This window comes from Paraburkholderia franconis, from assembly GCF_009362735.1.
GTDB classification, from domain to species: domain Bacteria; phylum Pseudomonadota; class Gammaproteobacteria; order Burkholderiales; family Burkholderiaceae; genus Paraburkholderia; species Paraburkholderia franconis.
The window spans coordinates 61,091-71,297 of sequence record NZ_WHNP01000036.1 but is presented as its reverse complement, the minus strand read 5'-3'; the positions used below and the strand labels follow the sequence as shown (position 1 = coordinate 71,297).

Below are 10,207 nucleotides of genomic sequence, written 5' to 3'. Positions count from 1 at the left end.
AATATCCGAACGGCACGTTCGGCGAGGCGGTGCCGCGCGCGGGCAATGCATCGGGCGGCGGCCAGCCGGGCTGGATTCTCAAGTGCAAGGGCTGGGAGCACGACCCGAACGCGTACATCTACTTCATCACGCAGGCCCCGGTGTGGGTGAAGATCTGCAACGTGATCGGCAGGGAAGAGTGGGCGACGCATCCGGACTACGCGACGCCGGACGCGCGCCTGCCGCGCCTGAAGGAAATCTTCGCGGAAGTCGAACGCTGGACGATGACGAAGACCAAGTTCGAGGCGATGGAAATCCTCAACGAACATGACATTCCATGCGGCCCGATCCTGTCGATGAAGGAGATCGCCGAAGACGAGTCGCTGCGCAAGACGGGCACGGTCGTCGAAGTCGATCACCCGTTGCGCGGCAAGTATCTGACCGTGGGCAATCCGATCAAGCTGTCGGACAGCCCGACGGAAGTGACGCGCTCGCCGCTGCTCGGCGAGCACACGGACGAAGTGATGGCCGAACTCGGCTATTCACGCGAGCAGATCGACGCGCTCAGAACGGCTGGCGCCATTTGAGCCAGACCGTCGGCGCGGTTCGACAGGATCACGGGACCAACGTCCGCGAATGCAACGAGCGGCAAAGAGCGAGGAGATGACATGCCGGATTGTGCGAGCTTCATCGCGTGGTCGGGGTTAGAGCGCCTGGAACTGTATGTGTTCGTTTTCGTGGGCGCGTTGCTCTTCGCAATAGCCGCGATGATGCTCGCCAACCGGATGAAGCATGGCAGGCGAAGCATGAGGCAAGGCGCGGCGGGCGACAAGCTCGTCGATATGCTCGCGCTCGGATTGTGTATCTGGCTTGGTTACGCTTTTGTCAGCGAGCCTGCGCAGATGCCTGGAATTGCGGCGCTGTTTGCTGTCAGCCTGCTGGCTGCGGCGCTCGGCGCACACGTGATGCTGACGACGCACGAGCATCACGCGCGCACGCCCGCGCATTGCGGACTCTCATCGCGGCGCGGCACGTCGTTGCGCTTCGCCTGGGACGGCGATCCTTCGCACGGGCAACCCGCAGACGATTTCACGCAACGCTGGACCTGGGCGAGCAATCCGCGCCGCACGCAGGCGCGCTGCGCGTCGTCGGCGCGAAACATGCATCTGACGCACGCAGCGGTGCGCGTGCGCAGCCGGCAACGCTACAGCGCGAAGCGTCACTGACGAAAACACATGACGTCCGCCGCTTCGCTGAGTAGTGCTATTCGCGAACCGCGGACGTCGAAGAGAGTCACGATGAACTGCAACCCTGCGTCATTGAACGACGGACTCACGATAGAACTGATTCTTCCGGTCGAAGATCAGTTGCGCGAGAAAGTCGGCGTCGTACGCATTGAGCAGATGGGAATGAAAGCGCTCGATGTACGCGGTGATGCGCGCAAGTTCATTGCCGACATCGTCGAAGAAATCCAGCGTGGCCTGGCTCCAGCGAAAGCGCAGGCCGAGTTCGCTAAACGCGGCGTTATAGGCGCTCAGCAGCGCTTCATTGTGCGGATCGGCAGACTGATTCATTGCAATGCTCCCAGGCAGTCGAGTGATAAGAATCGACACAAGCATAGAAGCCGCAACGAATCCGCAATAGTTAAAGTTTTATTGGCAATCCATAGCGGCTCATTTATGGACCGCCAATTGATTCACACGCGTGATCTGTTCAATGAGATTCGCGCCTTCTTCCATCAGAAAGCGCTTGAACGCGACGGCAACGGGAGGCAGCCGCTTGTTCTTGCGATGCACGACGTACCAGTTGAGCATCACCGGAAAGCCTTCGACGTCGAGCACGACGAGATGCCCGACCTGCAATTCGAGGCTGATCGTATGCGCGGACAGGAACGCGATGCCCATGCCCGCGATCACGGCCTGCTTGATCGTCTCCGTGCTCTTGATTTCCATCGCGATCTTGAGGTTCGTGAGACGCCCCGCAAAGCCTTCTTCCATCGAATTCCACGTATCCGAACCGCGCTCGCGCACGACGAATGCTTCGCTGGCAAGCTGGCTCAGCTTGATGTTGCGCTTGCTGGCGAGCGGATGCGTCGGTGCGGCCACGATCACATACGGATGCGGCGCAAACGCTTCGTTGATCGCATCCAGTTCTTGCGGCGGACGCACCATCACCGCGAGATCGGTCTGGTTGGTCTGCAGTTGATGCAGCAGTTCTTCGCGGTTGTGTACCGCGAGATTCAGTTCGACACCCGCATAGCGGCGCGTGAATTCCGCGAGCAGCCGAGGAAAAAAGTAGTCGCCCGCGCTGATCACGGCGACGTTGAGCTTGCCGCCCGATACGCCCTTCAGCTGGCCCATCGCTTCATCGACTTCATGAAACTGCTGAATGATTGCGCGGCTGTAGTGAAGCATTTCGGTGCCCGCGGGCGTGAGGTAAATCTTCTTGCCCAGCTGTTCGAAAAGCGGCAGGCCGGCGTGCTCTTCGAGCTGCCTGACCTGGGTGGAAACGGCGGGCTGCGTGAGGTGCAGCTCTTCCGCCGCGCGCGAGAAGCTAAGATGCCGCGCCACCGTTTCGAATACTTTTAGCTGGCGCAGGGTCGCGTTACGCATTGTCATGGCAGATGTATAAGCGAAGATGAATCCTCATGGTAACAAACTTTAATTATCAGTAATTCAGCAATGACCCTAGCATGGATTCTGTAATGCGCGATTCGAGGCTCAAACATCGGGTTAACGCTTAAAAACAAGGCCCGAAGCGGCAAGACAGGTATGAACGACAAGTTTTCTTCTAAAAAAATCAATAAAGGAATGGGTAAGGCGATTTAAAGGTTTTGAGAAAAGAAGTACTGGAATTTGCATCAGGAAATACCCCGAAACCCGTTTGGTCGGGACACAACTATAAGGCGGCATGGATAGAGACCGGCGCTTTGGCCGGTTGCCCTAAATAGATAGCGGAGACAGGCACATGAACAGCATTTCGCAGCAAGCTCCGGTTGCGTTTTGGCGCAACCGCTGGTGGCAACTGGCATTCGGCATTTTGTGCATGGCGCTCGTCGCCAACCTGCAATACGCATGGACGTTGTTCGTCGCACCGATGAGCGCAAAGCATCATTGGGGACGTGCCGAAGTTCAGCTCGCGTTCTCGATCTTCATTCTCACTGAAACATGGCTCGTGCCCGTCGAAGGGTGGCTCGTCGACCGCTTCGGTCCGCGTCCCGTCGTGGCGGTCGGCGCGCTCTGCGCGGGCCTTGCATGGGTGCTGAACTCGTTCGCGACGACGCTGCCTGAGCTTTACTTTGCGTCCGTCGTCGCCGGTATCGGCGCGGGTGGCGTATATGGCACGTGCGTCGGCAATGCGCTCAAGTGGTTCCCGGACAAGCGCGGTCTCGCTGCGGGCTTGACGGCGGCGGGCTTCGGCGCCGGCGCGGCCGTCACGGTGATTCCCATCGCGAACATGATCACGGCCAAGGGCTACGAGCAGACGTTCCTCTTCTTCGGCATCCTGCAAGGCGTGTGCATCTTCGTGCTCGCGATGCTGCTGCGCAAGCCCGACGGTGCAAAGGCGCCGCCTGCGAAGCGCAAGTTCGCCGTGACCAAGGTCGACTACACGCCCGGTCAGATGATCAAGGCGCCCGTGTTCTGGGTGATCTATCTGTCGTTCGTCGCGGTGGCGGCGGGTGGCCTGATGGCGACCGCCCAGCTCGGTCCGATCGCAAAGGACTGGGGCCTCGCGAAGCTGCCGATGACGCTCTTCGGCGCCACGCTGCCGCTGCTCACGATGACGCTGTCGATCGACAATATCTGCAACGGCTTCACGCGTCCGCTGTGCGGTTTCATCTCCGACAAGATCGGCCGCGAGAACACGATGTTCGCGATCTTCATCGGCGAAGGGCTCGCGTTGCTCGGCCTCATGGAGTACGGCCAGAACCCGTATGCGTTCATGACGTTCGCGGCGCTGATCTTCCTCTTCTGGGGCGAGATCTTCTCGATCTTCCCGGCGATCTGCGCGGACACGTTCGGCAGCAAGTACGCTGCGGCCAATGCAGGTACGCTCTATACGGCGAAGGGCACGGCATCGCTGATCGTGCCGATCGCATCGGTGCTCGCGGCGACGGGCGGCTGGAACCTGGTGTTCATCGTGTCGGCTGTGGTCACGATTGCGGCGGGCGTGTCGGCGAAATTCATCCTCGCGCCGATGCGCGCGCGCTGGATCGCTTCATCGAACGAAGCGTCGCACGAGCTCGAGCCTGAACTCGCGGCAAACGGACCGGGCCTGCGTCACTGGCCGGAACAGACGGGCGAATAACGTCCGGATCACTCCCTCCATGGCGACTTGAACACATGAACGTATCGCTGCAGCAATTGAAGGTGTTCGTCGCCGTCGCGCGTCAGCGGAGCTTCACCCGCGCGGCGCGCGAGTTCGACCTGACGCAATCGGCCGTGAGCCGGTGCGTGCGCGAACTCGAAGAGGCGATCGCTTTGCGTCTCTTCGATCGCACGACGCGTCAGGTCGAACTGACGACAGCGGGCTCACGCCTCGAACGGCGCATCGCCCGTCTGATCGAAGAGATCGAGCTGACGCTGCGCGAAGAGCGCGCCGCGCACGAGGAGCACACGGGGCTCGTGGTCGTCGCGTGCGATCCCGTGCTGTCGTCGGGCTGGTTGCCCGAGCGGCTCGCGCGCTGCGCAACGGCCTTTCCCGATCTGATCGTCACTGCGAAGGAACAGCCTCAACATGCGGTGCTCGCCGCCATCGAGCAGGGCGAAGTCGATTTCGGCGTCTTGTGCGATGCGAACATCGCGGGCGCCGACGTCTTTCACGCACAACCGCTCGTCTCGACGCCGCTTTGCGCGGTGCTGCCGCGCGTGCATCCCCTCGCATGCGGTGCCGCGCTGCGCTGGGAAGCGTTGCGGGAGACGCAGCTCGTCACGCTCAACGCCGAGGCGGGCACGCGCAATGCGACGGAACGCGCGCTCAACACGCATCGCATCGACACGCAGCGCGCGAACCAGTGCGGGCATGTGGCGGCTGCGCTGCGCATGGTCGAGCTGGGCCTCGGCGTCGGCGTGCTGCCCATCGACGCGCACGCATCGACGCTGCCCGTCTCGCTCGTCGCGCGTCCGCTGGTGCCGGAAGTATCGGTGACGACGATGCTCGTGCGCCGCCGCAATCGCTCGCTACGTCCGAATGCAGACGCTGTGTGGTCGCTCTTTGCCGGCGCCGATTCCCCGACGGGCACCATGGCGCGCGCGAATCCGCGCGTGAGCCCGCTTGTGAGCCCGATTTCCAGCCCGCATGTGAACCCAGGCGCAGTATCTGCAACTCACACCACAATACAAGGAGCAACGGACGAACCGATGCCGCTCTTCCCCGATGGCGAGGCGCTGATGAGAGCGTCGTAGTCGAAGGGAGGGGCGGTTCAGCCGACGGTTCGCGAATATGCCATATCGCTAATCGCAAGGAGTACGAGATGGACACTGAAACCGACCTCAGACGCCATGACCTTCTCATCGATGGAAAACGGCTGCCGCCCGGCACCGGCGAATATTCGACCAATATCAACCCCGCGACAGAAGAGCCGATAGCGCTCGTCGCGCAAGGCAGCGCGCAGGATGTCGACACGGCCGTGAAGGCCGCGCGCGCCGCGCTCAAGGTATGGAACGGCATGCGCGCGGCGGAGCGCGGCCGCATCCTGATGCGCTTCGCCGAACTCCTGCGCGAGCACGAGGACGAACTCGTCGCGCTCGAAAGCCTCGATGCGGGCAAGCCGCTCGCGGCCGTCAAACGCCAGGACGTGCCCGCCGCCATCGACACGCTCGCGTACTACGCGGGCTGGTGCGACAAGATCAACGGACAGGTCGTGCCCGTGCGCCCCGACGCGCTGACGTACACGATACGAGAGCCCGTCGGCGTGGTCGGTGCGATCGTGCCGTGGAATTTCCCGCTGATGATCGGCATGTGGAAGATCGCGCCCGCGCTCGCGTGCGGCTGCACGATGATCGTGAAGCCCGCCGAAATCACGCCGCTGTCCGCGTTGCGCGTCGGCGAGCTTGCGCTGGAGGCAGGCGTGCCGCCCGGCGTGCTGAACATCGTGACGGGCAAGGGGCGCGTGGTCGGCGATGCGATCGTCGCGCATCCCGGCATCGACAAGGTGACGTTCACGGGTTCGCCATCGGTGGGGCGCGGCATCCTGCAAGGCGCGGCGGGCAACTTCAAGCGCGTGACGCTGGAGCTGGGCGGCAAGTCGGCGAACGTGATCTTCGCCGACGCGAACATCGACAACGCCGTGCGCGCGGCGGCATCCGGCATCTTCTTCAACACGGGCCAGGTGTGCTCGGCGGGCTCGCGCATTCTCGCGCATCGCGACATCTACGACGACGTGGTCGAGCGGCTCGCGACGCGCGCGAAGGCGATCAAGGTCGGCGATCCCGCCGAACGCGAGACGACGATGGGGCCGCTCGTGTCCGCCGCGCAGCTGAAGACGGTGCTCGATTACGTCGACATCGGCAGGAATGAAGGCGCGTCGATCGTGACGGGCGGCGCGCGGATCGGGCAAAAGGGCTTCTTCGTCGAGCCGACGGTGTTCGCGAACGTCGAGCACGAAATGCGCATTTCGCAGGAGGAAATCTTCGGGCCTGTCGCGAGCGTCGTTCCCTTCGACGACGAAGAGGACGCCGTGCGCATTGCGAACGGCACCGCGTACAGCCTCGCGGCGGGCGTGTGGAGCGCCGATATCGGCCGCGTGCATCGGGTCGCGCATGCGCTGAAGGCGGGCACCGTATGGATCAACACCTACGGCTATACGGACGTGCGCCTGCCGTGGGGCGGCGCCGGCGATTCGGGCTTCGGCCGCGAGCACGGCGACGTCGCGATCGAGAACTTCACGGAACCGAAGGCGATCTGGCTCGCGATCGAGCATTGATGCGTTGACAGGGACGACGCTGCAAATGAAAAGAGGACCGGCGCTGCGCCCGGTCCTCCTTGTTCGGTGGCCTTGAAATCCGCACCGCGCGTGCACCACGCGAGTCCGCTTCAGTCTCCCTGCAGCGCCATCTTCTCGCGCAGCTTGACGAGCGCGAGCACGATATCGATCGCGGGCGTCTCTTCGCCGACGAGCCGGCCCATCTCCTGCACGACGGTCAAGAGCGGATCGATTTCCATCGGCCGGCGATGTTCGAGATCGACGAGCGTCGAGGTCTTGTGCGCGCCGACGGCGCCCGCGCCATCGATACGCTTTTCCACGTCGACGCGAAAATGCACGCCGAAGTGATCGGCAATCCGCTTCGCTTCGAGCATCATCGTGCGCGAGACGGCGCGCGTGCCGGGGTCGCTCGTCAGCACGTCGAGCGTCGCGTGCGTGAGCGCGCTGATCGGGTTGAAGCACAGATTGCCCCACAGCTTCAGCCAGATCTCGTCGCGGATATTGTCGCGGATCGGCGCTTCGAAACCGGCCGCCTGCATCACGTCGTGAAACTGCTGGATGCGCGGCGTGAGTTCGCCGTCCGGCTCGCCGATCGGGAACTTCTTGCCGTACACATGCTTGACGACACCCGGCTCGACGATTTCGGCCGCGGGATACAGCACGCAGCCGATCGCGCGCTCGGGGCCGAGCTTCGCCCATTGCGAGCCGTCCGGGTCGATGCTCGCGAGGCGCGTGCCCTCGAACCTGCCGCCGTGCTTGTAGAAATACCAGTAGGGGATGCCGTTGGTGCCCGTGACGATGGCAGTGTGCTTGCCGAGCAGCGGCTGCATCGAATCGACGACACCCGGCAGCGAATGCGCCTTCAGCGTGACGATGACGATGTCCTGCACGCCGAGTTCGTTAGGGTCGGACGTGCAGCGCACGCGCGCCGACACCTCTTCGCCGTCGATGATGAGGCGCGCGCCGTGTTCGCGCATCGCCGCCAGATGCGGGCCGCGCGCGATAAAGCCGACGTCCGCGCCCGCGCGCGCAAGCTGCACGCCCATCAAACCGCCGATCGCACCCGCGCCGAAGACACAGATCTTCATGGTTGTCGCCTCCTGACATTGGAATCGTTTTGCGCGCGCGTGCATGCGGGCGCCGTTTCCTGCCGGAACTGCACGGCGAGCGTCCGTGGCTGCGCGGTGATCGCCTCAGCATACGAGCGCGCAACGATCAGCGACAGTTAAAGTTTCTCTCCAGCTGCATTCGCGATCGATTATGGCCGTGCTTCGGCTGCCTTTTGCATGACGCAAAAGCCGGGCCATAAATCCGCGCCGTTCGTCACGCCGAGCGGCGCACCAGCAAAAAGCTCAGGCCGATCGCGCCGAGAAACATCCCGCAGCAGCGGTTGAACCAGCGGCGCACTTTGGCGCGCGTCAGCCACTTGCCGAGATGCATGCCCGCCCACGAGTAAAGCGCGATCGCGAACCATTCGAGCACGAGGAAGCTCCCGCCGAGCACGGCGAACTGCGGCAGCATCGGCTTGGCAATATCGACGAATTGCGGCAGGAACGCGGTGAACACGAGGATCGCCTTCGGATTGCCCGCAGCCACGAAGCATTCCTGGCGCGCGATGCGCCACAGCGACGCGTCGTCCTGCTTGAGCGCGTCCATCGGACCGGCGTCGCTGCGCCACAACTGGATCGCGAGCCAGATCAGGTAGGCGGCGCCCGTCAGCTTGATCGCGAGGAAGAACAGCTCGGACGCGTGCAGCACGACGGCGAGGCCCGTCGCGGCCAGCACGATCATGCCCGCGAACGCGATGAGGCGCCCGCAGCCGGCGACGAACGCGGTCATGAAACCGTGCCGCGCCGCGACGTTGATCGACAGCAGATTGTTGGGACCCGGCGCCATGTTGATCGCGAAGCACGCGGGGAGAAAAAACAGCCAGGCAGTAAGAGACATGACGGCACGCTCGCGACGGGCAACCGCGCTGCGCCCATCGACATGGTGCGGCGCGGCAGCGAAATCAGGAAAGGAAGGTTCGATTGTAGCGAAATACCGGCGCGGCGCTGCCATCGCGCAACGCCAATGCAAGGCGGGGGGCGGTTACTGCACGGGCTGCAGCGCGTCGCGGAACAACGGGTCCCTGACGAGCATATCGACGCTGAGCTTCACGATGTCGTCGAGCGCGAAGGCGGGATTGGTGAACTTCTGACGGTACATATGGACCGTCGTCGTCCTCACATAGATGGTCTCTCTCGTCGACGCGTTGGTGACGAAGTAGCGCACGGTGATCGTCCAGATGGCGGGCGAGCGCGCATCGTCCACGGACAGCGCTTCGATCCCGCCGCTCAGCACCAGCCTGTCATGCGTGGTCACGGTGATGCCCGACTTGCGCCATGCGGTGACGACGGCCTCGCGCACGGCCGATTCGACGCCTTTCTTCAGCAGCACGGCAGTCGTCGCCGTGTTGGCGATGCGGTTGGGCGTGATGTGGCCTTCGCGCGCCGGCATATACGGGAACTCACGCGCGGCGGCGATGACGAGCGCGTTGTCGGCGGGCGTGACTTGCGACGAAGGGGCGCGAGGGACGAACAACGAGCAGGCGGCCGTGAGAAGCGCGAAGCAGGCAATGCCGGATCGTTTGAGCAGTAGCGGGTTCACGTCGATGGCGCAGCAGGCGTGACGCTGCGGGAAGAAGTCGAAAGGCGAAGAGTTTGTCGCTGGGGTTCGTCGAAGGAAATGAGACCCGTCCTAAATCCGGTCGCGAGTCAGTTCGTTGATGTTGTCTTCACAATCCTCTTTCTGATATTCAGCGATGCTCATCGATTGTGTTTCGCCGTTTGCATGCTTTCGGCGCTCGCCAATCGATGAAGCCATTTGATGCGCGACACGTCGGCACTCGGATAGCGGCATTCCCGTCGATCACACCGATTCCGGCGCTTCGCTCGCTGCCAGTCCGCACACGGCTGTCGGCGGCGCGCAGACTTGCGCGCCCGTGCGTCGCGGGATTTAATACAGTCCAGCGATGGACGTTTACGATCTGGCGGGGCAGCCAGAATCGACGGGAAGCGGCAGCCAGCGGTACGCGCCAACCACGCGCCGGCGCGTCGAACAAAACCGGGCATAACCGAACGTAAGTGAACGCAACTGGACCTGAGCCCAGCGCGGCTTGCCGCCGCTGTGCGGTGCAACACGGAACGAGCGAACCACGGAGCGAACCATTCACGCCAGCCCGAAGCGGTCAAAAGTCACGACGCATCTCCGCAGCAAGCCGTTGCAGTGCGGCCCGATGCAAGCTGATTCACAAGAACGGAG

The 10,207-nt window shown here is 63.2% G+C and carries 10 protein-coding genes; 5 read left to right on the top strand and 5 right to left on the bottom strand.

The genetic code is table 11. The features are described from left to right. The coding region (locus GCT13_RS30215) for a CoA transferase (RefSeq protein WP_193727791.1) at positions 1–566 on the top strand (566 nt) is incomplete at its 5' end. A gap of 81 nt (positions 567–647) precedes the next feature. Further along, positions 648–1,205: an NADP transhydrogenase subunit beta gene (locus tag GCT13_RS30210; RefSeq protein ID WP_152764367.1), complete on the top strand. Its 558-nt coding sequence runs from the start codon at positions 648–650 to the stop codon at positions 1,203–1,205. A gap of 90 nt (positions 1,206–1,295) precedes the next feature. Here the strand turns inward: GCT13_RS30210 and GCT13_RS30205 are convergent, their stop codons facing one another. Together GCT13_RS30205 and GCT13_RS30200 are read right to left on the bottom strand one after the other, a co-directional pair. Then, the gene (locus tag GCT13_RS30205; RefSeq protein WP_152764365.1) at positions 1,296–1,553 is read right to left on the bottom strand and encodes an HAD family hydrolase; all 258 of its coding nucleotides are present in this window, start codon (positions 1,551–1,553) and stop codon (positions 1,296–1,298) included. Positions 1,554–1,652: 99 nt separating this feature from the next. Beyond that, positions 1,653–2,597, bottom strand: coding sequence for a LysR family transcriptional regulator (locus GCT13_RS30200; protein ID WP_152764363.1), 945 nt, complete (start codon positions 2,595–2,597; stop codon positions 1,653–1,655). A gap of 349 nt (positions 2,598–2,946) precedes the next feature. Between GCT13_RS30200 and oxlT the strand changes: the two genes are divergently transcribed. The 3 genes from oxlT to GCT13_RS30185 all read left to right on the top strand — a co-directional run bounded on the left by oxlT (position 2,947) and on the right by GCT13_RS30185 (position 6,904). Further along, entirely contained in the window at positions 2,947–4,287 is a 1,341-nt protein-coding gene (gene oxlT / locus GCT13_RS30195; protein WP_152764362.1) for an oxalate/formate MFS antiporter, read from the top strand. Positions 4,288–4,322: 35 nt separating this feature from the next. Beyond that, on the top strand, positions 4,323–5,384 hold the full coding sequence (locus GCT13_RS30190; RefSeq protein ID WP_152764360.1) for a LysR family transcriptional regulator: 1,062 nt from the start codon (positions 4,323–4,325) through the stop codon (positions 5,382–5,384). A gap of 68 nt (positions 5,385–5,452) precedes the next feature. Then, complete coding sequence (locus tag GCT13_RS30185) at positions 5,453–6,904, top strand: aldehyde dehydrogenase family protein (protein WP_152764357.1); 1,452 nt, start codon at positions 5,453–5,455, stop codon at positions 6,902–6,904. 110 nt (positions 6,905–7,014) lie between these two features. Here the strand turns inward: GCT13_RS30185 and GCT13_RS30180 are convergent, their stop codons facing one another. The 3 genes from GCT13_RS30180 to GCT13_RS30170 form a co-directional block, all read right to left on the bottom strand. Then, positions 7,015–7,992: a 2-dehydropantoate 2-reductase gene (locus GCT13_RS30180; RefSeq protein WP_152764355.1), complete on the bottom strand. Its 978-nt coding sequence runs from the start codon at positions 7,990–7,992 to the stop codon at positions 7,015–7,017. A 235-nt stretch (positions 7,993–8,227) separates the two neighbouring features. Then, positions 8,228–8,851: a LysE family translocator gene (locus tag GCT13_RS30175; protein ID WP_152764353.1), complete on the bottom strand. Its 624-nt coding sequence runs from the start codon at positions 8,849–8,851 to the stop codon at positions 8,228–8,230. A gap of 144 nt (positions 8,852–8,995) precedes the next feature. Further along, a complete protein-coding gene (locus GCT13_RS30170; RefSeq protein WP_321574715.1) occupies positions 8,996–9,553 on the bottom strand; it encodes a hypothetical protein in 558 nt (185 codons plus the stop codon). Positions 9,554–10,207 lie beyond the last annotated feature (654 nt).

Bases quoted from the DNA above. Each gene is read 5' to 3' on its own strand.
- GCT13_RS30210 (WP_152764367.1), top strand. From the start codon at position 648: ATGCCGGATTGTGCGAGCTTCATCGCGTGGTCGGGGTTAGAGCGCCTG.
- GCT13_RS30205 (WP_152764365.1), bottom strand. From the start codon at position 1,553: ATGAATCAGTCTGCCGATCCGCACAATGAAGCGCTGCTGAGCGCCTAT.
- GCT13_RS30200 (WP_152764363.1), bottom strand. From the start codon at position 2,597: ATGACAATGCGTAACGCGACCCTGCGCCAGCTAAAAGTATTCGAAACG.
- oxlT (WP_152764362.1), top strand. From the start codon at position 2,947: ATGAACAGCATTTCGCAGCAAGCTCCGGTTGCGTTTTGGCGCAACCGC.
- GCT13_RS30190 (WP_152764360.1), top strand. From the start codon at position 4,323: ATGAACGTATCGCTGCAGCAATTGAAGGTGTTCGTCGCCGTCGCGCGT.
- GCT13_RS30185 (WP_152764357.1), top strand. From the start codon at position 5,453: ATGGACACTGAAACCGACCTCAGACGCCATGACCTTCTCATCGATGGA.
- GCT13_RS30180 (WP_152764355.1), bottom strand. From the start codon at position 7,992: ATGAAGATCTGTGTCTTCGGCGCGGGTGCGATCGGCGGTTTGATGGGC.
- GCT13_RS30175 (WP_152764353.1), bottom strand. From the start codon at position 8,851: ATGTCTCTTACTGCCTGGCTGTTTTTTCTCCCCGCGTGCTTCGCGATC.